The sequence below is a fragment of the Cyanobium sp. FACHB-13342 genome, assembly GCF_014697415.1.
In the GTDB taxonomy this organism is placed as follows: domain Bacteria; phylum Cyanobacteriota; class Cyanobacteriia; order PCC-6307; family Cyanobiaceae; genus Cyanobium_A.
On record NZ_JACJRT010000011.1, the window covers coordinates 1 to 21,201 of the forward strand.

Genomic DNA, 21,201 nt, shown 5'->3' on the forward strand with positions numbered 1-21,201 from the left:
ACCGCCAAAAAGCACGGCTTCACCTGCCTGCTCCACGAAAAGCCCTTCGCCGGCATCAACGGCTCCGGCAAGCACGTCAACTGGTCCATCGGCAACGCCACCCAGGGCAACCTCCTCGACCCCGGCCAGACACCCCACGACAACCTCCAGTTCCTCCTCTTCTGCGCCGCCGTCATCCGCGGCGTCCACTGCTACGGGCCATTGCTGCGTTCGGTGGTGGCCACGGCCGGCAACGACCATCGCCTCGGCGCCAATGAGGCCCCGCCAGCGATCATCTCGGTGTACCTCGGCAGCCAGCTCGAGGACGTGTTCAACCAGATCCGCGAGGGCAACCTGCAGAGTTCCGCCAAGGGCGGCGTGATGACCCTGGGGGTCGACACCCTGCCGGAATTCACCAAGGATCCAGGCGACCGCAACCGCACCTCACCCTTCGCCTTCACCGGCAACCGCTTTGAGTTCCGCGCCGTTGGCTCCGGCCAGTCGGTGGCCGGGCCTCTGGTGGCGATGAACACCGTGCTGGCCGACTCGATCGGCTGGATCGCCGACCGGCTGCAGAGCCAGCTGGACAGCGGCACATCCCTGGGCGAGGCGGCGTTCAACGTGCTGCAGCAGGTGATGCGCGAGCACGGCGCCGTGGTGTTCGGCGGCGATGGCTACTCCAGTGAATGGCACCGCCTGGCCGTCGAAGAGCGGGGCCTGGAAAACCTGCGCAGCTGCGCCGATGCCCTGCCGGTGCTGCAGCGCCAGGACGTGCGGGAGCTGTTCGAGCGCCAGGGCGTGCTGAGTCTGGTGGAGCTGGAGAGCCGTTTCGAGGTGTACAGCGAGCAATACGTGCTGGCCATCGAGGTGGAGGCGAAGCTGGCCCTCCAGATCGCCCGCACCCAGGTGTACCCGGCGGCGGTTCGCTACCTGGGCGACCTAGGCAAGGCGCTGCAGGAGCAACAGGCGATGGGGCTCCACCCCAACCTCAGCCTGCGCAACCAGCTGGGCGAACTGCTCGAGCAGCTCAACAACGGCTGCGAGGCCCTGGAGCAGGGCCTCGGCAACGCTCCCCACGGCACCGAAGCCCACATGCGCCACTGCGCCGACACCCTGATGCCCCTGATCGGATCGCTGCGCGCCGCGGTGGATGGCCTCGAGCGCGTGGTGGACGACGAGCTCTGGCCCCTGCCCAGCTACCAGGAGATGCTGTTCATGCGCTGAGCTGTCACTGCGGGAACACATCAATACTCGCCCGTTCGATGTAGCTGGGGTCGGCCATGGTGTCGACCTCAAACCAGGTCCAATTGGCACTCGGCTCCGGGATGCGGCTCCCCAGCGGCCACTCGATCCGACGGCGCTGGTAGGTGAGACCAACGCAGGTGAGGGCCTCGTCATCCGCCATCAGCGACCACAGCACGTGCACCTCACCCCGGTCGTAGCTGATCGGGCTCTGCTGCACTCCGTGCTCTGGCAGCCAGCCCGGCAAAAGGGTGACGTGGGTGCGGTTCTCCCAGCAGAGGTAGGTGCCGTTATCCGTGGGATAGAACCAGCAGGTTTCGTTGGCCGCTTCCGCCAGGGGGAAACGATCCAGCAACTGCACGTCCTGCACCTGCAGGGGAGGTCCATCGACCGGGCGCGGGGCCTGGCCCTCAGGCCAGGCTGGGCCCCTCAGGGCATACACCCCGATCCACAGGGAGGGAACCTCCAGCAGGGGCACCACCGCATCGCAGATCAGGGAGCGATGCTCCGAAGCAGCAGGTAGGGGGTCCTCGCCCCGGATGGTGGCGCAACCCGTGGCCACCAGGTCATCCAGGTTGCCCTGCCAATGATCAGGAAGACGGAACAGGCGCAGAGCGCGGCCCCTGTCGGGCCCCTGTCCCTGGGCAGCGACCAGATCGGACCAACCGAGACCGTCGCCGGGAAGCTGCCCGTCCCGAGCGAGCACAAAGGCGAGGGAGTGGAGCATCGGACCGAGTTGGTGCAAAACGGCAATGTCATCGGACCCTAGAAGCGCTGGGTCGCTGCAGTGGTGCGCTCCGATGCCAGCCGGGACCGATGACTCCGATCAGACCCGCAACACCAGCTCGATGATCAGGAATCCCACCAGGGCCGCAAGAGCGAGCAGGGACGGCACCCGCATGGGTCTGGACAGCCCGAACTTCTTAAGCAAATCCTAAGGGGGATCGCCCGGGGTTGGTCCGTCCCAGGCCTGAGAGACTGCTCCAGACAGATCTTGTAACCCTTCTGCTGATGTCCAGCCGTGACGGCAGCCACAGCACAGCCCTCAGCCTGCTGCTTCTGCTGGGCCTGGCCATCGGCCTGCACGTGTATGCCATACGGGTGAAGGACGTTCAGCCCTCGCGCCGGCTGCCGGTGACAAGCTTGAGCCCGGATGGATCCAATCCCGTTGCCGGCTCCCAGTCGAGCCGCATCGAGCGGTTGATTGAGCAGTAAGGCCCCGGGAGGGCACCCGTGACCGTTCAACGCTCGAAGGCGAGCCCCACCAAGGATCGGGCGTCTCCCCTCACCTGCCAACAGCCCTTGACGGGCCGGTAGCCACACCCCCGGCCATGGGCTTGGGTGATCAGCACACCATGGCTTCCCGGCGCCAGGTTCAGACGGGGGTCAACCCAAACGGCCACGCCCCCGGCACTGAAATTGGCGATCTCCACAGGAATGGCGGGCAACACCCGGCCTTCCCACTGCAGCCAACCCTCCATGGGCTGCTCCACGGGCCAGCGCTGTCCCTCCCGCTCGTTGGCGGGAACAACCCTGTAGCGCCTGCGCCGAGCCCCCGCTTGCAGACCAGGCCGTAGACGAAATCGTGCCCAAGACCCCATACAGCCTCCTCAGCGACGGACGGCCGGAGCGCACCCGGATGGACTTTTCTCAACCTTAGACCCACTCGAGCCCAAGAGGGTCGAGCGAAGCGCGCTGAAGACCGGATGGTCCGCCAGCTCGCGGCGCACAACCAAAAAGCCCCCCTGCAGCTCGCAAGCCGCCAAACCATCCCATTCACCCATCGCCGCCGGTTGATGCTTGGTGAGCCAGCCATCGATGACGCGCGATTCCACCAACCTCCACGACCGCTCCTGCGGAGCCGTCTCGGCAGGGACGGCAATCCAGCCACTGGACGCCAGGCGAGGCAGAAGGCCTTCGAAGCCTGGAGCGAGCTCCAACCGCAGCTCCGAGCCCCGCAACAGCCGGTGCAACTGGTGAACCTCCCGCTCCAGATCGAGCAACACGGTGGAACCGCCCAGTCGCCAGCCTGCTGGATCCCGAGCCAGGGTCACCCCAAAGGCCTCAGCGGCCTCTTGGGCACGACGCGAAATCGAAGACTGATGGCAACCACAGAATTCAGCCGCCCGATAGCCACTGTTGAGCCATATCAGAAAATCGAGGGCATCCAAAGCCTCCGGGGTAACCAAGAATGAAGAAGTCGAGCTGCATCACTATAAACAGATAGAGAAAATTGGCGCCTAAATGTATCGAGAGATGCCCAAGTTGCTAATATAGTTATTCGCCAAGTGAATACACGCTTGCCTTTGCCGGATAACGAGCCGCCTGGGCTGGAGGGTGGCGGGTGGCGGGGCCCGCCCCGCGGGTTTGCGATACTGCGCCCGAGTCAAGAGACACCGTGCCGCAGTCGCGGACCGGAGGATACGGACCCCCATGGCCAAGGACAGCCAGCCTCCCTTCCGGGCCCCAGGTCGGGATCGCCGTGGAGAGGCGGATCGACGCGCAAGCCGCCGGGACGACAGCAAGGGCTCAGACCGCCGGGGAACGCCTCGACGGGCCTATCTCCGTCGCCCCGCTCCCATGGGGAGCGGGGCCATGCAGGGTGAGCTCGTCGATGCGGCGGGGGGTCGCTGGATCTTCAAGGTCTGGGACCTGGGAGAAGGAGGCGTGTGCGTCTTCACCCAGACCAGCATCGACAACCTGGACGGCAGCAGCATCCAGCTGACCATTTTTGATCGCTTCGAACGGATCGATCACCGGATGGAAGCCCGGCTGGCCTGGCAAGCCCAGGAAGGCATTACCTATTTTCTCGGCCTGGCCTTCGAAACACCGATCGAGTCCGGGCTCTTCTACGACCGCTACCTGGCCCCCACCAAAAGCTGAGTTCTTGGCCTGGCACGCCATGGCCGAAAGTGGGGGAATTGCCTCTCGCATCCCATGGGTCTCGTCGCCACCGCCCCGTCCGTCCGTCAGACCCCGACGGCCGCGGATCCGGATGCTGAGCACAAGGGATTCGGGGGATCCGGCCCAGCCCGCTCCGGCCGCCGCAAGGGGGGGCGCAAACGCAGTCCAGCCCTCAGCAAGGCCGACTGGGGCCCCCTCGGCAAACATCCGGATCTCGACTCCATCGTGGCGCGGCAACGGCTGGAGCTCCCCCTGGCCGGACGCCTCAGCTCCAGCGAGGTGAACCGAGCCTGGAAACGGGCGGCGGCGGCACACCATCCCGACCGCGGCGGCAGCCACGACACGATGCAGCGGGTGAACGGGGCGCGGGACCAACTGCTGGGGCGCCAGGAGGACTGATCCCCAGAACACCCCGGAGCGGATCAGATTGGGATTGAACCTCCCAGCACCACCCCATCAGCCCCCCAACCCCAGGCACCGCGCCCCCCCGAGACCCCACGCCCCTGGTGCTCGTGCACGGGCTGCTGGATAGCCCCCGGGTGTTCAACGCGCTGAAACAGCGCCTGGGCGAGCAGCGCCAGCCCCTGCTGATCCCCGATCTACCGCTGCGCCTGGGGCTCACGCCCGTGCCGGAGGCCGCCGAACTGCTGGGCAGTCACATCGAGGCGGCGTTTGGGCTGGAGCAACCCGTCGACCTGCTGGGCTTCTCCATCGGCGGGGTGATCGCCCGCACCTGGATCCAGCTGCTGGGCGGCCATCGGCGCACCCGTCGCTTCATCAGCGTGGGCAGCCCCCAACAGGGCACGCTTACAGCCCAGCCCTGGCCTGGGAGGCTGCTGGCGGGCATCGCCGATCTGAAGTGGGGCAGTCCCCTGCTGGAGCAGCTCAACGGCAACCTCGACACCCTGGCGGGCGTGGAGTGCTGCAGCTTCTATTCCGCCATCGACCTGGCGGTGCTGCCGGGCTGGCGGGCGGTGCTGCCACTCGGGCGCACCCAGATGTTGCCGGTGTGGGCCCATCCCCAGCTGCTGCGTGCTCCCCAATCGGTGCAACTGCTGGCCGAAGAACTCCTGCGGCCATGACCACTCCCCTGTCACCCCTGATGGCCCTGCTCACCAGCATCCTGGGCTGGCTGCTGTGGAGTGGGGTGGTGGGGGCGCTGGCCAATCGCCTGCCGCTCCCCTGGCTGGCGCGGAGCCGGGTGCTGTGGCAACGGCCCTGGCCGGAATCCCTGCAGAGCTATGAACGGCGCTGGGCGATCCGCCGCTGGAAACCCTGGCTGCCCGATGCCGGCAACGCGCTGCCCAATGGGGTGGCCAAGGCCAGCTTGGTGGGCCGCGATCGCCGCAACCTGGAACGGCTCGTGCTCGAAACCCGGCGGGCCGAGTTGGTGCACCTGGCCCTGTGGCCGTTCTGGATCGCCACAGCCCTGTGGCTGCCGCCGCTGGGGGTGCTGATCAATCTGGGCTTCGCCACCCTGTTCAACCTGCCCTGCCTGTGGGTGCAGCGCTACAACCGCCTGCGGCTGCAGCAGCTGCTCGGCCGCCCCTGAGCTGGATCCAGCCATCAGGGGCCCAGATCGGTGGCCGCCAAGGCCAGTTCCACCACCAGGCCGGCGTCTTCACTGTGCTGGCCAAGCCGCAGCCGGTGGGGCCCCGCCTCGAGCCAGAAGCGGCTGGTGGCCTCATCGAAATAGGCCAACCGGCGCAGGGGAATCGCCAGGCTGAGCCGCTGGCACCCGCCAGGCTCAAGGCTCACCCGGCCAAAACCCACCAGGGTGCGCCGGGGGCGTTCCAGCACAAGCCCCGGTGGTTCGACGTAGACCTGCACCACCCCCTCACTGGCCATGGCCCCGTCGTTGTGCAGCGTCACCCCAACCCGCAGCGCCGGGTGGGGACCACCGGGGCTGAGCTCGGCCTCCGCAGCGCTGAGGCGCAGGGCGGCGTAGGAGAGGCCGAAGCCAAAGGGAAAGGCGGCCGGATGGCCGTCGCGCTGGAGCCGGCGGTAGCCGTGCCAGAGGTCGTAGTGCACCTGGGGGGCCCGGGGCTCGAACGGGGGCAGGTGGTTGGCGCTGGTGGGGATGGCGAAGGGCAGGCGCCCGGAGGGCGACACCGCACCAAACACCACATCAGCCAGGGCCTCGCCGCCCCGCTCGCCCGGATACCAGAGCAGCAAAATCGCCGGCACGGCGCGGCGCCAGGCCTCCATCAGGATCGCGCCGCCGCCCATCAGCACCACCACCGTGCGGGGGTTGGCCGCCACCACCGCCTCGATCAGGGCCACCTGCGCGGCGGGGAGCTCCAGCTGGGTGCGGTCGCCGGCGGCGAAGTCTCCCCCCTGGCGGGCAGAGCCGTAGCTGGTGAGGGCCGCAATCGCCCGGGCCACCGGCGGCCACCAACGGCGCAGCAGGGGGTGGGGGGCCGGCATCTGGCGCAGGATCGGGGCGATGTCGCCGGGGTGGATGTGCTCCCCCTCCAGGCGCCAGTCCAGGCCGAGCACCAGCAGGGCCGTGTCACAGCGAGCCGCCAGGGCAATGGCCTCCTGGAGATGCTCGCCGCTGGCGTGGTGCACCGCTCCCGGCGCAGCGACCGCCCGCAGCCCCTCCAAGGGCGTCACCACCACCCCCGGCTCGGGCCGGGTGTCGGAGGAGCCCCGGTCGCCCAGGTTGGCCACCGCGGCGAGGGGGCCGATCACCGCCAGGGAGCGGGCCGGATCGAGCGGGAGCAGGGCCGGCGCGCCATGGGGAGCACGTTCTGGAGCCTCGTTTTGGAGCAGCACGATCGCCTTGGTGGCCGCCTCCCGCGCCAGGGCGCGGTGCTCGGGGCAGCCCCGCAGGCTGACGGGGTAGGTCCCCTGCGGCACCGCCAACTGCACCCGCAGCTGGCGCAGCACGGCGTCGTCAATCCGATCCAGGCAGAGGCGTCCATCGGCCAGGGCCTGCTCCAGGCCGCCGGCAAAGATCATCCGGAACGGCATCTCCAGGTCCTGGCCGGCCCGCACCGCCGCCACGCCATCGCGCACCCCGAAGATGAAGTCGGTCACGACGAAACCGCGGAACCCCCAGCGCTGCTTGAGGATCGCCGTGAGCAGCTCCGGGTGCTGGCCGCACCATTCGCCATTCACCCGGTTGTAGGCGCTCATCACCGAGCCCGCCCCCGCCTCGACGCAGTCGCGGAAATGGGGCAGATACAACTCATGCAGCACCCGCTCACTCACCTGCACGTCCACCAGGAAGCGGGAGCTGTCGATCGAGTTGAGGGCCAGGTGTTTGACGCAGGCCACGGCATGGCGCTGGATGCCGCGGGTGCAGGCTGCCCCCAGATCGCCGAGCAGCACCGGATCTTCACCGTAGGTCTCCTGGGCCCGGCCCCAGCCGGGGTGGCGCAGCAGGTTGACGCACACCGCCGCCAACCAGTTGGCGCCGAAGCTACGGGCCTCCCGCGCCATGGCCTCGCCGATCCGCTCCTCCAGGTCGACGTCCCAGCAGGCACCGCGGGCGATCGGCGGCGGGAAGGTGGTGGCGCCACCCTGGAGCACCACCCCCCGCGGGCCATCGACGAACTGCAACCCGGCCAGACCCAGGCGGGGCACGGCCCCGGCGGGCCAGGGATGGACGTGGGAGGCATCGCGGCTGGCGATGTCCACCATGCCGGGCCAGAAGTCGGTGTCGCCCTCGAGCAGGGCGAGCTTCTCGGCACTGCTGAGCTGAGCCAGCACTGCTTCGGCCCGGCGCTCGGCCGCTTCAGCCCCAACCTCGGGCGACACCGCCATGGGGGCTCCCTGCTGCCCTGAGGCTAGGAAGGCCGGATCTCGCCGGCCAGGACACAACAACGCCCGGAGCGCGAGCCCCGGGCGTTTGTCTGCTCAGCTGGAGTGCCGACCCTCGGGGGTGCGGGCGCAGCTGCGCGAGGTTTGTGCTTGGTAATCAGATCGTGGGATCTGAGGGTCTTCAGTTGTGGGTCGGAGCTGCCGGCGCTGGCACCTGGGGCCAGGTGACAAGTGGGACTTCCCATTTCGGTCCGGGGCACCTAGGGCGGTGCAGTGGACGGGTGGACGCGAGGACGTCAAACCCAGAGAAGCCAGAGATCCGTCGAGAGTGTTGGAGCAGGGGCCGGATCGTCAGCGCGCTCCTGTCTGATGCTCAGGGGGGGTGTCTTCCATCAATGGAGCCTCCGAATCCCGATGCACAAACAATCGCGCCGGCGGACCGAAGAGGCAAGGCCGCCGACCCCAGCGGCAATGGGTCTTCACGAGCGCACATGGGACTTCATGAAGAGAGCTTCACCGAGTGGGAGCGCCCAGCCCGGCTGGGTCTCGCCAAGGGCCTCAGGACTGGCCGGATCGTTCTATGGGTCGCCTGAGATTCGAACTCAGGACCAATCGGTTAAAAGCCGAGTGCTCTACCGCTGAGCTAGCGACCCGCGCCCGTTGGGCACGTAGGGAACGTATCACCCAGGGGCGACCTCCTCCAAGGGGGCGGGGACGCCGGGAGAATGGGGAGCCCTGGTGCCACAGCGGATGAGCAGCGTTGCCTGGGCCGCTCACTGGCCCGAACCCCGGATCCACCCCGAAGCCTGGGTGGCCGCGTCAGCGGTGGTGATTGGCGATGTGCAGCTGGCGGCCGGCGCCAGCCTCTGGCCCACGGCCGTGGCCCGCGGGGATGTGTGTCCGATCGTGGTGGGGGAGGGCAGCAACGTGCAGGACGGCGCCGTGCTCCACGGCGATCCAGGCCAGCCCGTGCGCATCGGCACCGATGTGACCATCGGCCACCGGGCCGTGATCCACGGTGCCACCCTCGAAGACGGCTGCCTGATCGGCATCGGCGCCATCGTGCTCAACGGCGTCACGGTGGGGGCCGGCGCCCTGGTGGCGGCGGGTTCGGTGGTAACCCGCGATGTGCCCGCCGGCGCCCTGGTGATGGGGGCCCCGGCCCAGGTGAAACGCGAGCTCAGCGCCGAGGCCCAGGCCGATCAGCGCCAGCACGCCCGCCGCTACAGGGAGTTGGCCCGGGCCCATGCCGCCCGGGTCCAGGGATGACAGCCGATCAGGCACGGCAACGCAGATGACGACAAATCCCCAGGCGGGCGGGCCGCAGACACGGCGCAGTCCTTAAGATCTCCCCATCTCGTTTCCCTGCCTTCCATGGACGCTCGGCTGGTGCTGGTTGCCGCTCCCATCCTCCTGGCCGCCGGTTGGGCCGTGTTCCACATCGGCCGCGCCGCCGTGGGCCAGCTGCAGCTGATGCTCAAGCGCGCCCGCGCCTGATCGTTTGCGTCCAGAACTGCTCGTCATCGGCGCCGGTCTGGCGGGCACGGAAGCGGCCTGGCAGATCGCCAGTGCCGGTTTGCCGGTGCGGCTGGTGGAGATGCGGCCGTTGCGCCGTTCCCCCGCCCACCACAGCGCTGAATTCGCCGAGTTGGTGTGCAGCAACAGCTTCGGCGCCCTGAGCAGCGACCGCGCCGCCGGCCTGCTGCAGGAGGAGCTGCGCCGGCTGGGCTCCCTGGTGATCCGCACCGCCGATGCCCATGCCGTGCCCGCCGGCGGCGCCCTGGCGGTGGATCGGGGCCGCTACAGCGCCGCCCTCACCGCCGCCCTCGAGCAGCACCCCCTGGTGACGGTGGATCGGCGGGAACACACCGAGCTGCCCGGCCCCGGCGAGATCGCCGTGCTGGCCACCGGCCCGCTCACCAGTGAGCCCCTGGCCGAGCAGCTGCGGGCCTTCACCGGCCGGGCCGACTGCCACTTCTTCGATGCCGCCAGCCCGATCGTGGAGGGCGAGAGCATCGATCTCTCCGTGGCCTTCCGGGCCTCCCGCTACGACAAGGGCGACGCCGACTACATCAACTGCCCGATGGACCGGGAGCAGTTTCTGGCCTTCCGCGAGGCGCTGTTGGCGGCGGAGCAGGCCGAGCTCAAGGACTTCGAAAAAGAGAGTGCGACGTTCTTCGAGGGCTGCCTGCCGATCGAGGAGCTGGCCCGCCGCGGCGAAGACACGATGCGCTACGGCCCGCTCAAACCGATCGGCCTCTGGGATCCCCGCTGGGGCGATCTGAACGACCGCGACGTGCGCCGGGCCAAGCGCGCCTACGCCGTGGTGCAACTGCGCCAGGAAGACAAGGACGGCCGCCTCTGGAACCTGGTGGGCTTCCAGACCAACCTCAAATGGGGCGAGCAGAAGCGGGTGCTGCGGCTGATCCCGGGACTGGAGAACGCCGAGTTCGTGCGCTTCGGCGTGATGCACCGCAACACCTTTCTGGAGTCGCCCCAGCTGCTCGATCCGAGCCTGCAGTTCCGCCAGCGGCCCAGCCTGCTGGCCGCTGGCCAGATCACCGGCACCGAGGGCTACGCGGCGGCGGTGGCCGGCGGCTGGCTGGCCGGCACCAATGCCGCCCTGCTGGCCCAAGGCCTGGAGCCGATCCAGCTGCCGCCCACCACCATGATCGGCGCCCTCACCCACTTCATCGCCGAAGCCCCCAGCGCGAAGTTCCAGCCCATGCCCCCTAACTTCGGCCTGCTGCCGGAGCTGCCCACACGGATCCGCGAGAAGCGCGCCCGCTATGGCGCCTACCGCGACCGCGCCTTGGCGGATCTGGCCCCCTTCCTAGGGTCGGCCACACCTGCCGCTGCCCTCCGGTGACCACCAGCCCCGCTCCCACCTGGGATGTGATCGTGATTGGCGCCGGCATTGGTGGCCTCGTCACCGCATCACAGCTGGCCGCCAAGGGGGCCAAGGTGCTGGTGCTGGAGCGCTACCTGATCCCCGGCGGCTCGGGCGGCAGCTTCAAACGCGAGGGCTACACCTTTGATGTGGGTGCCTCGATGATCTTCGGCTTCGGCGAGAAGGGACACACCAACCTCCTCACCCGGGCCCTCGCCGATGTGGGCCAGCACTGCGCCACGGTGCCCGATCCGGCCCAGCTCGAGTACCACCTGCCCGGCGGCCTGAACGTGGCCGTGGACCGCGACTACGAGCGCTTCCTGGCCGACCTCACCGCCCTGTTCCCCCACGAGGCCCAGGGCATCCGCGCCTTCTACGACGCCTGCTGGCAGGTGTTCCGCTGCCTGGACGCGATGCCGCTGCTCTCGCTCGAAGACCCCGCCTACCTGGCGAAGGTATTCTTCCGGGCGCCCTTGGCCTGTCTGGGCCTGGCCCGCTGGCTGCCGGTGAACGTGGGCGACGTGGCGCGGAAGCACATCAGCGATCCGGCCCTGCTCAAGTTCATCGACATGGAGTGCTTCTGCTGGAGCGTGATGCCGGCCGACCTCACGCCGATGATCAACGCGGGGATGGTGTTCTCCGATCGCCATGCCGGCGGCATCAACTACCCCCAAGGCGGCGTGGGTGTGATCGCCGAGAAGCTGGTGGCCGGCTTGGAGAGCCATGGTGGCGCGATCCGCTACAAGGCCCGCGTCACCAAAGTGGTGATCGACAACGGCGCGGCCGTGGGCGTGCAGCTGGCCAGCGGCGAAACGATCCGCGCCCGCCGCGTGGTGAGCAACGCCACCCGCTGGGACACGTTTGCCGGCAGCCCCGGCAGCGAGGGCGCCGTGGCCCAGCCCCTGGTGGATGCCGCCCACACGCCCGCGGCGGAAACCACTTGGCGGCGGCGCTACAAACCCTCCCCCTCCTTTCTCTCCCTGCACCTGGGCATCGATGCGGCGGTGGTGCCGGAGGGCTTCCATTGCCACCACCTGCTGCTGGAGCGCTGGGAGGAGATGGAGGCGGAGCAGGGGGTGGTGTTCGTGTCGATGCCGACCCTGCTGGATCCCGGGCTAGCGCCGGCCGGGCGCCACATCCTGCACAGCTTCACCCCCAGCTCCATGGAGCCCTGGCAGGGGCTGAGCCCAGGGGCCTACCGGGCCAAGAAGCAGGCCGACGCCGACCGGCTGATTGAGCGCCTTGAGGCGATCCTGCCGGGCCTGAAGGGCGCCATCCGCCACCGCGAGGTGGGCACCCCCCGCAGCCACCGGCGCTTTCTCGGCCGCATGGGCGGTAGCTACGGCCCGATCCCGGCCCTGCGGCTGCCAGGCCTGCTGCCCATGCCCTTCAACCGCACCGGCATCACGGGGCTCTACGCCGTGGGCGACTCCTGCTTCCCCGGCCAGGGGCTCAATGCGGTGGCCTTCAGCGGCTTTGCCTGCGCCCACCGCATCGGCGCCGACCTGGGGCTCAACCCCTGGCGCCTGCCTGCCTAGGCTGAGCCCATGGGGCAATCGGGTGGCCCGGTGGTGGGCGGCACAACCAAGGCGATCGCGCAGCCGTCTACGGGCGCAAGGTGCCAGTCCCCGCGAAGGCTATGGCGTTCATGGATCAAGGAAGAGCAGATCAGCTGGCGCCAGCGCGGCCCTTCACGCACTGCCGTGATCCTGTTGGTGATGGTCACCCTGGCTGGGGTTGAAGGGCTCCGCAGGATCCAGCTGACCAAAGACCGAAGCGTCACCAGCCAGACGATCGGCCTGGAAAAACTCGAAGCCGAATTCCGGGACGCCGAGCGAACGGCCCGGGATTGGGGCTGGTGGGATGACAGCTATGCCTTCATTGAGGGGAGAAACCCCTCCTTCCCCTCCGAAGACCTGGCCACCAGCAGCCTCTTTGACGACGGGGCTGCCATGGCGCTCTACGACGCCCAATCCCAACGCCAAGCGCTTCGGGTGGGCCTGAGCAGCCCGAACCGGCCCCCTGATCCACGGCTGGTGGGCTGCATGGACTCCACGGCCCGCACCCGGCGCCACCTGGGACTCCCCGGCATCCGGGTGATCTGCTCCGGCGAAGCCAACAACCTCTACGTCGGCTATGCGAGCACGATCAGCACCAGCGACAACAGCCGATCCAGCGCAGCCACCCTGGTTTACCTCAACCCGCTGGTTGAAGCCCAGTTCGGCAGCCACCTGAAAAACGAGCTCAACCGGATCCAAGCCCAGCTGCAGCCCCTGCCGCCAGCTGGAGCGATCGCCACGGGAGTGGCCTTGACGCCGCTCCAACCCCAGACCTTCAGCAACAACGGCCGCCTGATGGGGGTCAGACCCGCCAATAGCCAGGCGGAGCTGCGCCGGGAACTGACCGATCTGCTGCTCCTGCTAACCGGCGGAGGAGTGATTGCCCTGGCCCTGCGGGTTCGCTGGAAATTGGCCGAACGACGGCAGAAATTGCTGCTGCGCCAACAGGAACGCTGGGGCACCCAACGCATCCGACGCACGCACCGCGCCCTGATTGAAATCCTTGATTTCAAGGCCTCCCCGTCAGAGCCTGCCGCAGATCCCAGCCCAACCAGCCCACTTCCTGACAGCACCTTGATCTTCAGGGGGATGCTGCAAGGGGAACGGCGCCACCCTGCCTCGCCCCGCGCCAGCCAACCGGTCGATGGGTCGTCCGCAACCAGCAAGGAAACCGCTGGTCGCCAAGGCGTAAACATCCAGATGATTGCCAATCGGTTTGAACAGATTCTGGGCTCCGCCCGAGATCTGGCCATGCACGATGCGCTCACCGGCCTGGCCAACCGCCGCTACTGCATCGAACACCTGGAAAGAGAACTTGTTCGTCTCAAAGAACAACACGTCCTGCTGAGCTTGCTGTTTATCGATATCGACAAATTCAAAAGCATCAACGACACCTATGGCCATCGCATCGGCGATCAAGCCCTCTGCAAGGTGGCCAACCAACTCCAGGCCCTCTGCCGCCAGGGTGACTTTCTGGCGCGCTACGGCGGCGACGAGTTCATTCTCATTCTCAATCCGGGCGACACTCCCAATACAAACCACGAATCCCTGGGTCTGCAGGCCCAACAGACAGCCCACCGGATCCTCGAAGCCTTTGAGAAGGGTCAAGTGGATTCCGTCTCGCCCTACCGACTCAGCCTCAGCATTGGGATCACGATCAGCGACCCACACCAGTTCAGCAGTGAAGACATCATTCGAAAAGCAGACCTGGCGATGTACAAGGCAAAGGCATCCCAAGGGGAACATATTCACCTGTTCACAGCAGAAAATGAGTCCAATCCCCTCAGCGACCATCGCCTATTTACCGCACTGCAACTGGCCTCAGGAGCCTCCTATGAATCGTCGAGGCCAGACTCCTTCCACATTTTGTTCCAACCGATCGTCAACGCCGCAGGCGAAGTGCTAGCGGTTGAGGCGCTAGCCCGCTGGGACCACCCAGACCTGGGAGAAATCCCCCCAACTCTGTTTATCCCGGTCGCCGAACATTATCGCATCATGGGTCGCGTCGGCCGCCAGTTAATCGAAGCCTCATTAGGGACCTTCAAGCAGCTGATCCAGGCCCTGCAGATCACTCCAAAACAGCTCAAGCTGGCAATCAACGTCAGCCCATCCCAACTGACGGATGCATCCTTTTCAGGCCACTTGATCAACGCCATTTCGGCCCAAGGACTATCTTGCCACCACATCATTCTCGAACTCACTGAAACCGCCATCTTCAACTCCACAGCCGCGGTTGAGACCAATCTGCGCCAGTGCCGTGAAGCGGGGATGCGGATTTCCCTCGATGACTTTGGAACGGGATTCTCCTCGATGGGTTTGTTGCTGTCTCTGAAGCCCGACGAGCTGAAGATCGATCGCAGTTTTGTGATCGGAGTACTCAACGATTCCTATGCGGAACAAATCGTGGAACTGCTCCCCAAGCTCACGAACTCCGTCTCCATGGCCCTCATCGCGGAAGGAGTGGATACAGACGAGAGCTTTCAACGGCTGCAGCAACTGGGTGTGGACCGATTCCAGGGCTATCTCTTCTCGGAGCCCCTGGACGTCGCCTCCCTGGTGGCGCGCATGGGGGGAAACCGACTCACAATCTCCCTTCCCGCTCCATAGCCTGGGCCATCTCGTCTCCATGCAAGGCATGCCCGGCATCCCGACCCCCAGTTCTGAGGAGCTCGCCCGCTACCTGGAGCAACGGGGCGAACTTGGCAAGCCCTGGATGCTGCAACTGCTGCGGCTCACCAAGCTCAAGGAGGCCAAAGACAGCATGGATCCCGATGCCTACCTGGCGAGCCTGCAGGAAGCCCATGCCGACCTGATGCGCCTCGGGGAGTTCTGGAAAGGCCGGGAGCAGGAGGTTTTCAGCGGCCGGTACCAGCCCCCCGAGCTGATCGAACCCCTGCCCGGATCCCCCGAGGATCGATGACCACCCCGCAGGTGGAGGGGGAGGAGCGCTACCCGATGGCGCCCCTGATCCGCTTCACCCTGATCAGCCTCTACCTGGCCCTGGTGGCCCCCCTCCCCGTGCTCGCCAGCGGAGCCCTGCAGGCCGCCCTCTGGCTGGCCCTGCCCCTGGGGCTTGCACTGGTGGTGGCCGCCACCAGTGAACGGGTGGAGCTCAGCGGCAGCACCATCCGGGTGGGCCACCCCCGCTGGTGCGCCTGGTTGCTGCGCCGCGGCTGGAGCCTGCCCTGGAGTGCGATCCAGGGGCTCACGCCAGTGGCCACCAGCCAGGGAGGCCGGGTGTTCTACGTGCGGGCGGCAGACGGATCGGCCTACCTGCTCCCCCAGCGGGTTGCCGCCTTCGAAGAGTTTCTGGGCCGCTTCGGCCAGGAAACGGGCCTCGACGTCAGTTCCATCGGCCGGATCAGCCCGCCCTGGACCTACCAGCTGCTGGCAGTGCTGAGCGGCGCCATGCTGCTCGGGGAACTGGTCTGGCTGGCTTGGGCTGCTGGAGCGCCAAGCTGATCAAGCCAGGCCCCGATCAGGCCAGGCTGTTCTGGGGCTGCCGCACCGAAGACTCTTCCTCGGCCTGGGCTTCAGGCAGGGTTTCAAGGCTGAAGCGATAGCCCTGCTGGCGCATCGTTTCGATACCACCCCCCTCTCCCAGCCCGGCCTGCTCCAGCTTGCGCCGCAGGGTGAGCACCTGGGTATCCACGGAGCGAGGGCCCCCGCTGAAGGGAGGCCAGGCCATGCGCAGCAGCTCCTGACGGCTGCGCACCACGCCAGGAGGCATCAACAGGGCGCAGAGCAGGGCGAATTCCCGGGGGCTGAGCTCCACCGGTTGGTCGCGCAGGGTCACCTGGCGCAGCAACACATGCACCTCAAGGGGACCCACACACACCCGCTCCTGCAGGCCAGTGCCGCTGCGGCGCAGCAGGGTGCGGCAGCGGGCTGCGAGTTCCTCGAGGCCGAAGGGCTTGCGCAGCACGTCGTCGGCGCCGGCATCGAGCAGGGTCACCACGGGCTCGGAACCGGTGCGGGCCGTCAACACCATCACCGGGCAACGCAGCTGGGCCGCCAACCGCAGGGCCGAGCTTTCATCCAGTAGCTCAGCGCTGATCAGCAGATCGGGAGACTGGTCGTGGCAGACCTCGAGGGCTTCACGGGCTGTGGCCACCGCGGCCGCCAGATGTCCGTCCTGTCGCAGGCGTTGGGCCAGAACGGTCCGGAGGGTCGCGTGGGGGTCTACCACCAGAACCCGCTGGGGCTGACCTCCGGCCTGGGATGGGGACAGGCTGGCTGAAATTGGCGGGGACGTTGAGCTGATGGGATCCAGTGAAGTAGTCCCCTCAGGCTAACGGGGTGGGCCAGACCAATCGCGTATCAGCCGATGCGCTTGCTCAGACCCTGACGATCGCACCCCCTAGCCCGGAGGGTCAGAATGGGTGGAGGGTTGTTGACCCCATGACCGCGCTGCACCATCCGGACGCCATCCGCCACTTCCAATCGCTGTGTGATGCCTGCCAGGAACTGGCCCATCGCTTCCACAGCCCCGCGGAACTGCGCCTGTACGCCGACGGCTACCTGCACGCCCTGCGGCGCACGGCCGTGCTGGATCCCCTCACCCAGCGCCGGCTCGAGGAGCTGATTGACCGCTGGATTCAGGATCCGTCCAGCTTCATCGGACCGGACGGGGACCCGCGCAGCCTGTACGAAAGCGAGCGCTACTGATCTGGGGCCTCAGCTGGCCAGGGCCACCTCGAGCTTCTCGCGCAGCTCGCCCGAGTTGTACATCTCGATCAGGATGTCGGATCCACCAATGAATTCCCCTTTCACATACACCTGGGGAATGGTGGGCCACTCGGAAAACTCCTTGATGCCCTGACGAATCTCCGGATCGGAAAGCACATCGAAGGTTTCAAACGGCACCCCCACCGAGTGCAGGATCTGCACCACGTTGTTGGAAAAGCCGCACTGGGGCATCAGCTTGCTGCCCTTCATGAAGACGAACACCGGGCTGGTCGCCAGCAGCTCTTCAATGCGTTGACGGGTGGTGGCTTCCATGAACTCAGGCAGGAGTGGAGGTTTGCAAGGCCAGGGCGTGGATCGCTTCGCTGGCCAGTTCCTGGCGCAGGGCGCCATACACAAGCTGGTGCTGCTTGACCCGGGTGAGGCCGTTGAAGGCTGACGACACCACCGTCACCTGCAGGTGGTCGCCCCCGCCGGTGAGGTCTTCAACCTCTACGGAGGCATCGGGCATGGCCAGGGTGATGGCCGCCTTCACCTGGTCGGGATGCACCATCGGGGAGAGCATGCGGCGAACGACGGGAATCTAGAGCTCACTTCCCGGGAGCGGCCGCATCCCCGGCGGTGTAAGGCGTGGCCGCGAAGCCGATCTCCACCAGGTTTTGGTAGGCCTTGCGGCCTTCGGGGTTGGCCGGGGTCATCACCTTGACGACCTCCACCAGCAGCGGAACGGCCACCTCGGGCTGGTTCTGGCGGCGGAACACCGCCGCCAGCCGCAGGTTGGCCTGGGCCATGGTTTCCAGGGCCTCACGGCCCTTCTGGTCCATCTCCCGGGGAATGCGGGCATCCAGGCCCCGGAAGGAGCCACTCAAATCGCGGTAGAAGCCCAGCAGCCGGCGACAGGCATCGCGGGCCTGGTCGTAGAGCTTGCGGGCTTCGGCGAGGTTGCCGTTGGCGGCGGCGGCATCGCCCCGAGCCAACAGGGCTCGCACCGCATCGAGGTTGAACGGACTACCCGAGGACTCCAGGGCCCGTTGGGGATCCTGTTGGGCCTGAACAGCACCCGGGACCAGCGGTGCCGCGAGGGCCAGCGCGGCCAACAGGGAGCCGCAGAACAGGCGGGACGACCTCAGCACTGGGAGCAAACACATGCCGCCAAACTCTAGGGGGACAGCCCAAGGGCGCCGCGGGCCCGGGCCTCTGCGGCGGCCATCGCCAGCGCCAGGTGGTCGGTGAACGCGACGGCTGCCTCGCGTCCTTGCCCCTCCAGGGTGAGCGGCGGGCCGAAGCAAAGTGCCGCCCCATCCCCCCAGCGGGGCGGCCGATGGCCATAGGCAAGGCCCACCGGTACCACGGGCACCGTGACCCCCCGGCCGGCAGCCAGCAGGGCCAAACGGGCCAGGCCCTGGTGCAGTCGCAGGGGCGCCTGCTCCCGCACGATGCGACCCTCGGGAAACACCACCAGCTGCTCACCGGCCGCCAGCAGGTCGACCGGATAGCGGAGGCTGGCCATCGATGGACGGCCCTGGTTGACGGGGAAGCAGCCCAACCGATGCAGAAACCAGCCCTGCAGGCCGCGCATTTCGTCCACCGTCACCATGAAGCGGCAATCGCGGCCGGTGACGCGACGGCCTGCGGCGTGGGGCAGCAGCAGGGCATCCCAGCGGGCCCGGTGGGTGGGGGCCAGCAGCACGGGGCCCGCATCGGGGAGGTGCTCCCGGCCCAGCACCCGCACCGAGCGGAAGAAGAGGCGCAGGGCGATGTCCTGGCTGGCCACCATGGCCAACGGCGACAACCAGGGGCTGATGCCGTTGCACAGACCCCGCTCCCGCACCTGGGGAAGGAAAGCCGTGGAGCCGGTCTGCGCCGCCAACAACCGCATCAAAAGGAGGTTTTCTGACGCTAGGGGCCACGGTCGCCGTCCAGCTCGGAGCACGGGCAGTTGGGGCACCGCCCAGGGAAGCTCCATAGGATTTCGGCCACACCCTTCCCCCGCCATGGCCAGCCTCGGCGTCAACATCGACCACCTCGCCAACGTGCGCCAGGCCCGCCGCAGCGTGGAACCCGACCCGGTGACCCATGCCCTCCTGGCGGAGCTGGGCGGCGCTGACGGCATCACCGTGCACCTGCGCGAAGACCGCCGCCACATCCAGGACCGGGATGTGGAGTTGCTGCGGCAGACGGTGCGCAGCCGGCTCAACCTGGAGATGGCCGCCACCGCCGAGATGGAGGCGATCGCCCTGCGGATCCGGCCCGACATGGTGACCCTGGTGCCCGAGAAGCGCCAGGAAGTGACCACCGAGGGCGGCCTGGATGTGGCCGGCCAGCAGCAGGCCCTCACCGGCCTGGTGGGCCGGCTGCAGGACAGCGGCATCGGCGTGAGCCTGTTTGTCGATGCCGACCCCGCCCAACTCGAGGCCAGCCGGGCCACGGGAGCCCGCTGGGTGGAACTGCACACCGGCCGCTACGCCGAAGCCGATGGGCAGCAGCAACCCGGGGAGCTAGCCCGGCTCACCGAGGGCAGCTTCATCGCCCGCAGCCTCGGGTTGCGGGTGAATGCCGGCCACGGCCTCACCTACCAAAACGTGGAGCCGGTGGCCGCCATCGAGGGAATGGAGGAGCTCAACATCGGCCACACGATCGTGGCCCGCGCCCTGGCCGTGGGCCTGGAGGCGGCAGTGCGGCAGATGAAGGCGCTGATTCAGAATCCCCGCCGCGACCCCCTGTTCGGCAGCCGCCAGCCATGAGCACCTATCACTTCATTGCCGCCAGCGAGGCGTTCCTCACCGTGGAGGAGCCCCTGGAGGAGGTGCTGCGGGAGCGGGTGCGCCACTACGGCGAACAGGGCAAGGCGATTGATTTCTGGCTGGTGAAACGTCCTGCCTTCCTCGAGGCCCCCGAACTCGAGCCCATCGGCAGTGCGGTGCCCAGGCCGGCCGCTGCGGTGGTGTCCACCGATGAGAAGTTCATCACCTTCCTGAAACTGCGCCTGGAATTCGTGGCCTGCGGCCGCTTCGAGGCACCCAGCACCGCGATTCCCGACGCCCTGGCCAGCGCGGCCTAAAACAGCCCCAAGAAGCGCTTGCGCGGAGCCTCCTCACCGGGTTGGGCCGGCTCGGCCTTGCCCTGGCCGCCGTCCTGCTGGTAGCGGGGCTTGTTGTCCCCGATGGTGAGCAGGGCCTCCTTGTTCTTCCACCACACCCAGTCGCGGATGGGCGGCGTGTTGGCCAGCTGTTGGCGGGTCAAACCCAGCCCGAGCTTGGCGGAGGCATCGAGCAGCACGTCAAGCATCTCTTCACCAGAGCTGCAGCGGGCCAGGGCCTCATTGGTGCGCTTGGCGCCGTTGAGGGCCTTCACCAGGGCATTCACCCGCTGTCCCACCGGCAACGAGGCTGGGTTCATCGGGATTTCGGCAGCGCTGGGGGCGACCGTACCAGCGATGGCCGGCCAGGGGGGGCTGACAAGGAGCCGGTGGGGAGGCAAGACTGGATCCAACGCGATGGACCGATGACGTCCCCCTCCCGTGCCTGCCACCATTGGGTGATCGGGGACGTCCACGGCTGCGCCGACTCCCTCGAACGGCTGGTGGCCCTGCTTCCGGTTGGGGATCGGCTGGTGCTGTGCGGCGATGTGATCAACCGGGGCCCCCAGATCCGGCGCACCATGGAACTGGCCTGGGGCCTGGTGGAATCGGGGCGGGCGGTGTGGCTCAAGGGCAACCACGAGGCCGACCTGGTAGCCGCCCTGCACCAGGGCAACTGGATGGCCCACCGGGCCCTGGCGGGCTGTGACACCTACCGCCAGCTGGGCGATCGCCATTGCCGCATCTGGGAGGAGCGCCTCGACCAGCTGCCCTGCACCTACGGCGGTCCGGGCTGGGTGGCCACCCACGCCGGCTTCGATCCCACCAGCTGGGAACCGGACCTCTCCATCCGCATGCCCTTCTGGCAGGCCTACGACGGCCGCTTCGGCGATGTGGTGATCGGCCATACCCCGGGCCCCCACGTCCGGCGCCTCGGCCAGATCGTGATGGTGGACACCGGCGCCTGCTACGGCGGCGACCTCTCCGCCTACTGCCCCGAAACCGGCGCCATTCAGTCTGTTCCCGGCCTGCGGGACCGCGGCATCACCGCCTTCCGCCAGCAGCTGGCGGGCTGCCTGCCCTGATGGCCCACC

Annotated in this window: 26 protein-coding genes, 1 tRNA gene and 1 pseudogene; 17 read left to right on the forward strand and 11 right to left on the reverse strand. The window is 67.8% G+C overall.

The features are described from left to right. Positions 1 to 1,203 (forward strand): annotated as a pseudogene (locus H6G16_RS09270) (glutamine synthetase type III); the annotation flags it as partial. 4 nt (positions 1,204 to 1,207) lie between these two features. On the opposite strand, the gene H6G16_RS09275 reads toward H6G16_RS09270, so the two are convergent. Next, the gene (locus tag H6G16_RS09275) at positions 1,208 to 1,948 is read right to left on the reverse strand and encodes a hypothetical protein (RefSeq protein WP_190390046.1); all 741 of its coding nucleotides are present in this window, start codon (positions 1,946 to 1,948) and stop codon (positions 1,208 to 1,210) included. Positions 1,949 to 2,232: 284 nt separating this feature from the next. On the opposite strand from H6G16_RS09275, the gene H6G16_RS09280 reads away from it, so the two are divergent. Further along, positions 2,233 to 2,436, forward strand: a complete 204-nt coding sequence (locus H6G16_RS09280; protein ID WP_190390047.1) for a hypothetical protein — start codon at positions 2,233 to 2,235, stop codon at positions 2,434 to 2,436. 26 nt (positions 2,437 to 2,462) lie between these two features. On the opposite strand, the gene H6G16_RS09285 is transcribed toward H6G16_RS09280, so the two are convergent. Together H6G16_RS09285 and H6G16_RS09290 are read right to left on the reverse strand one after the other, a co-directional pair. Continuing rightward, positions 2,463 to 2,714, reverse strand: a complete 252-nt coding sequence (locus H6G16_RS09285) for a hypothetical protein (RefSeq protein WP_190390048.1) — start codon at positions 2,712 to 2,714, stop codon at positions 2,463 to 2,465. A gap of 117 nt (positions 2,715 to 2,831) precedes the next feature. Further along, positions 2,832 to 3,275 carry a hypothetical protein gene (locus H6G16_RS09290; RefSeq protein ID WP_190390049.1) on the reverse strand — a complete coding sequence of 148 codons (444 nt, stop codon included), beginning with the start codon at positions 3,273 to 3,275 and terminating at the stop codon, positions 2,832 to 2,834. Between the two features lie 541 nt (positions 3,276 to 3,816). On the opposite strand from H6G16_RS09290, the gene H6G16_RS09295 reads away from it, so the two are divergent. The 4 genes from H6G16_RS09295 (at position 3,817) to H6G16_RS09310 (ending at position 5,677) form a co-directional block, all read left to right on the forward strand. Further along, on the forward strand, positions 3,817 to 4,104 hold the full coding sequence (locus tag H6G16_RS09295) for a PilZ domain-containing protein (protein WP_190390050.1): 288 nt from the start codon (positions 3,817 to 3,819) through the stop codon (positions 4,102 to 4,104). 54 nt (positions 4,105 to 4,158) lie between these two features. Then, positions 4,159 to 4,524, forward strand: coding sequence for a molecular chaperone DnaJ (locus tag H6G16_RS09300; protein ID WP_190390051.1), 366 nt, complete (start codon positions 4,159 to 4,161; stop codon positions 4,522 to 4,524). Positions 4,525 to 4,637: 113 nt separating this feature from the next. Continuing rightward, complete coding sequence (locus H6G16_RS09305; RefSeq protein WP_190390163.1) at positions 4,638 to 5,207, forward strand: alpha/beta hydrolase; 570 nt, start codon at positions 4,638 to 4,640, stop codon at positions 5,205 to 5,207. Beyond that, the gene (locus tag H6G16_RS09310; protein ID WP_190390052.1) at positions 5,204 to 5,677 is read left to right on the forward strand and encodes a hypothetical protein; all 474 of its coding nucleotides are present in this window, start codon (positions 5,204 to 5,206) and stop codon (positions 5,675 to 5,677) included. The genes H6G16_RS09305 and H6G16_RS09310 overlap by 4 nt, the downstream gene beginning before the upstream one ends. 14 nt (positions 5,678 to 5,691) lie before the next feature. Here H6G16_RS09310 and H6G16_RS09315 read toward each other — a convergent pair whose 3' ends face one another. After that, on the reverse strand, positions 5,692 to 7,896 hold the full coding sequence (locus tag H6G16_RS09315; RefSeq protein WP_190390053.1) for a glycoside hydrolase family 3 C-terminal domain-containing protein: 2,205 nt from the start codon (positions 7,894 to 7,896) through the stop codon (positions 5,692 to 5,694). A gap of 578 nt (positions 7,897 to 8,474) precedes the next feature. Beyond that, a tRNA-Lys gene (locus tag H6G16_RS09320) sits at positions 8,475 to 8,546 on the reverse strand. A gap of 97 nt (positions 8,547 to 8,643) precedes the next feature. Between H6G16_RS09320 and H6G16_RS09325 the strand changes: the two genes are divergently transcribed. The 7 genes from H6G16_RS09325 (at position 8,644) to H6G16_RS09355 (ending at position 15,804) form a co-directional block, all read left to right on the forward strand. Beyond that, entirely contained in the window at positions 8,644 to 9,162 is a 519-nt protein-coding gene (locus H6G16_RS09325; RefSeq protein WP_190390054.1) for a gamma carbonic anhydrase family protein, read from the forward strand. A 105-nt stretch (positions 9,163 to 9,267) separates the two neighbouring features. Further along, positions 9,268 to 9,390 carry a photosystem II protein Y gene (locus H6G16_RS09330; protein ID WP_190390055.1) on the forward strand — a complete coding sequence of 41 codons (123 nt, stop codon included), beginning with the start codon at positions 9,268 to 9,270 and terminating at the stop codon, positions 9,388 to 9,390. Between the two features lie 4 nt (positions 9,391 to 9,394). Then, entirely contained in the window at positions 9,395 to 10,762 is a 1,368-nt protein-coding gene (gene trmFO, locus H6G16_RS09335; RefSeq protein WP_190390056.1) for an FADH(2)-oxidizing methylenetetrahydrofolate--tRNA-(uracil(54)-C(5))-methyltransferase TrmFO, read from the forward strand. After that, positions 10,759 to 12,321: a carotenoid isomerase gene (crtH, locus tag H6G16_RS09340; RefSeq protein WP_190390057.1), complete on the forward strand. Its 1,563-nt coding sequence runs from the start codon at positions 10,759 to 10,761 to the stop codon at positions 12,319 to 12,321. Before trmFO ends, crtH begins: the two co-directional genes overlap by 4 nt. A 180-nt stretch (positions 12,322 to 12,501) precedes the next feature. Beyond that, complete coding sequence (locus H6G16_RS09345; protein WP_242036345.1) at positions 12,502 to 14,949, forward strand: bifunctional diguanylate cyclase/phosphodiesterase; 2,448 nt, start codon at positions 12,502 to 12,504, stop codon at positions 14,947 to 14,949. A gap of 28 nt (positions 14,950 to 14,977) precedes the next feature. Beyond that, entirely contained in the window at positions 14,978 to 15,262 is a 285-nt protein-coding gene (locus tag H6G16_RS09350) for a hypothetical protein (RefSeq protein ID WP_190390059.1), read from the forward strand. Continuing rightward, complete coding sequence (locus H6G16_RS09355) at positions 15,259 to 15,804, forward strand: hypothetical protein (protein ID WP_242036329.1); 546 nt, start codon at positions 15,259 to 15,261, stop codon at positions 15,802 to 15,804. Before H6G16_RS09350 ends, H6G16_RS09355 begins: the two co-directional genes overlap by 4 nt. A gap of 16 nt (positions 15,805 to 15,820) precedes the next feature. Here the strand turns inward: H6G16_RS09355 and H6G16_RS09360 are convergent, their stop codons facing one another. Next, entirely contained in the window at positions 15,821 to 16,573 is a 753-nt protein-coding gene (locus H6G16_RS09360) for a response regulator transcription factor (protein WP_190390165.1), read from the reverse strand. Positions 16,574 to 16,743: 170 nt separating this feature from the next. Between H6G16_RS09360 and H6G16_RS09365 the strand changes: the two genes are divergently transcribed. Next, positions 16,744 to 17,010: a DUF6761 family protein gene (locus H6G16_RS09365; protein WP_190390060.1), complete on the forward strand. Its 267-nt coding sequence runs from the start codon at positions 16,744 to 16,746 to the stop codon at positions 17,008 to 17,010. Positions 17,011 to 17,019: 9 nt separating this feature from the next. On the opposite strand, the gene grxD is transcribed toward H6G16_RS09365, so the two are convergent. Genes grxD through H6G16_RS09385 form a run of 4 tightly spaced genes read right to left on the reverse strand, consistent with a single transcriptional unit; the run spans position 17,020 to position 18,898 of the window. Then, positions 17,020 to 17,343 (reverse strand): Grx4 family monothiol glutaredoxin, encoded by a 324-nt coding sequence (gene grxD, locus H6G16_RS09370; protein WP_190390061.1) that lies wholly within the window; start codon positions 17,341 to 17,343, stop codon positions 17,020 to 17,022. A 4-nt stretch (positions 17,344 to 17,347) separates the two neighbouring features. After that, positions 17,348 to 17,581 carry a BolA family transcriptional regulator gene (locus tag H6G16_RS09375; RefSeq protein WP_190390062.1) on the reverse strand — a complete coding sequence of 78 codons (234 nt, stop codon included), beginning with the start codon at positions 17,579 to 17,581 and terminating at the stop codon, positions 17,348 to 17,350. Positions 17,582 to 17,618: 37 nt separating this feature from the next. After that, the gene (locus tag H6G16_RS09380; protein WP_242036330.1) at positions 17,619 to 18,176 is read right to left on the reverse strand and encodes a tetratricopeptide repeat protein; all 558 of its coding nucleotides are present in this window, start codon (positions 18,174 to 18,176) and stop codon (positions 17,619 to 17,621) included. 11 nt (positions 18,177 to 18,187) lie between these two features. Beyond that, positions 18,188 to 18,898: a lysophospholipid acyltransferase family protein gene (locus H6G16_RS09385; RefSeq protein WP_242036331.1), complete on the reverse strand. Its 711-nt coding sequence runs from the start codon at positions 18,896 to 18,898 to the stop codon at positions 18,188 to 18,190. A 124-nt stretch (positions 18,899 to 19,022) separates the two neighbouring features. Between H6G16_RS09385 and H6G16_RS09390 the strand changes: the two genes are divergently transcribed. Both H6G16_RS09390 and H6G16_RS09395 read left to right on the forward strand, forming a co-directional pair. Beyond that, positions 19,023 to 19,772: a pyridoxine 5'-phosphate synthase gene (locus H6G16_RS09390; RefSeq protein ID WP_190390064.1), complete on the forward strand. Its 750-nt coding sequence runs from the start codon at positions 19,023 to 19,025 to the stop codon at positions 19,770 to 19,772. Beyond that, on the forward strand, positions 19,769 to 20,089 hold the full coding sequence (locus tag H6G16_RS09395; protein ID WP_190390065.1) for an MgPME-cyclase complex family protein: 321 nt from the start codon (positions 19,769 to 19,771) through the stop codon (positions 20,087 to 20,089). Before H6G16_RS09390 ends, H6G16_RS09395 begins: the two co-directional genes overlap by 4 nt. On the opposite strand, the gene H6G16_RS09400 is transcribed toward H6G16_RS09395, so the two are convergent. Beyond that, positions 20,086 to 20,427, reverse strand: coding sequence for a hypothetical protein (locus H6G16_RS09400; protein ID WP_190390066.1), 342 nt, complete (start codon positions 20,425 to 20,427; stop codon positions 20,086 to 20,088). The two genes, H6G16_RS09395 and H6G16_RS09400, sit on opposite strands and share 4 nt — an antisense overlap. 105 nt (positions 20,428 to 20,532) lie before the next feature. Between H6G16_RS09400 and H6G16_RS09405 the strand changes: the two genes are divergently transcribed. Next, entirely contained in the window at positions 20,533 to 21,192 is a 660-nt protein-coding gene (locus H6G16_RS09405; protein ID WP_190390067.1) for a metallophosphoesterase, read from the forward strand. Positions 21,193 to 21,201 lie beyond the last annotated feature (9 nt).

What these genes read in the sequence shown, in the direction of transcription:
- H6G16_RS09355 (WP_242036329.1), top strand. Translation starts at nt 15,259, where the DNA reads ATGACCACCCCGCAGGTGGAGGGGGAGGAGCGCTACCCGATGGCGCCC.
- H6G16_RS09300 (WP_190390051.1), top strand. Translation starts at nt 4,159, where the DNA reads ATGGGTCTCGTCGCCACCGCCCCGTCCGTCCGTCAGACCCCGACGGCC.
- H6G16_RS09395 (WP_190390065.1), top strand. Translation starts at nt 19,769, where the DNA reads ATGAGCACCTATCACTTCATTGCCGCCAGCGAGGCGTTCCTCACCGTG.
- H6G16_RS09280 (WP_190390047.1), top strand. Translation starts at nt 2,233, where the DNA reads ATGTCCAGCCGTGACGGCAGCCACAGCACAGCCCTCAGCCTGCTGCTT.
- grxD (WP_190390061.1), bottom strand. Translation starts at nt 17,343, where the DNA reads ATGGAAGCCACCACCCGTCAACGCATTGAAGAGCTGCTGGCGACCAGC.
- H6G16_RS09350 (WP_190390059.1), top strand. Translation starts at nt 14,978, where the DNA reads ATGCCCGGCATCCCGACCCCCAGTTCTGAGGAGCTCGCCCGCTACCTG.
- H6G16_RS09390 (WP_190390064.1), top strand. Translation starts at nt 19,023, where the DNA reads ATGGCCAGCCTCGGCGTCAACATCGACCACCTCGCCAACGTGCGCCAG.
- H6G16_RS09400 (WP_190390066.1), bottom strand. Translation starts at nt 20,427, where the DNA reads ATGAACCCAGCCTCGTTGCCGGTGGGACAGCGGGTGAATGCCCTGGTG.
- H6G16_RS09325 (WP_190390054.1), top strand. Translation starts at nt 8,644, where the DNA reads ATGAGCAGCGTTGCCTGGGCCGCTCACTGGCCCGAACCCCGGATCCAC.
- H6G16_RS09380 (WP_242036330.1), bottom strand. Translation starts at nt 18,176, where the DNA reads ATGTGTTTGCTCCCAGTGCTGAGGTCGTCCCGCCTGTTCTGCGGCTCC.
- H6G16_RS09310 (WP_190390052.1), top strand. Translation starts at nt 5,204, where the DNA reads ATGACCACTCCCCTGTCACCCCTGATGGCCCTGCTCACCAGCATCCTG.
- H6G16_RS09365 (WP_190390060.1), top strand. Translation starts at nt 16,744, where the DNA reads ATGACCGCGCTGCACCATCCGGACGCCATCCGCCACTTCCAATCGCTG.
- H6G16_RS09275 (WP_190390046.1), bottom strand. Translation starts at nt 1,948, where the DNA reads ATGCTCCACTCCCTCGCCTTTGTGCTCGCTCGGGACGGGCAGCTTCCC.
- H6G16_RS09375 (WP_190390062.1), bottom strand. Translation starts at nt 17,581, where the DNA reads ATGGTGCATCCCGACCAGGTGAAGGCGGCCATCACCCTGGCCATGCCC.
- H6G16_RS09295 (WP_190390050.1), top strand. Translation starts at nt 3,817, where the DNA reads ATGCAGGGTGAGCTCGTCGATGCGGCGGGGGGTCGCTGGATCTTCAAG.
- H6G16_RS09315 (WP_190390053.1), bottom strand. Translation starts at nt 7,896, where the DNA reads ATGGCGGTGTCGCCCGAGGTTGGGGCTGAAGCGGCCGAGCGCCGGGCC.
- H6G16_RS09330 (WP_190390055.1), top strand. Translation starts at nt 9,268, where the DNA reads ATGGACGCTCGGCTGGTGCTGGTTGCCGCTCCCATCCTCCTGGCCGCC.
- H6G16_RS09405 (WP_190390067.1), top strand. Translation starts at nt 20,533, where the DNA reads ATGACGTCCCCCTCCCGTGCCTGCCACCATTGGGTGATCGGGGACGTC.
- H6G16_RS09345 (WP_242036345.1), top strand. Translation starts at nt 12,502, where the DNA reads ATGGTCACCCTGGCTGGGGTTGAAGGGCTCCGCAGGATCCAGCTGACC.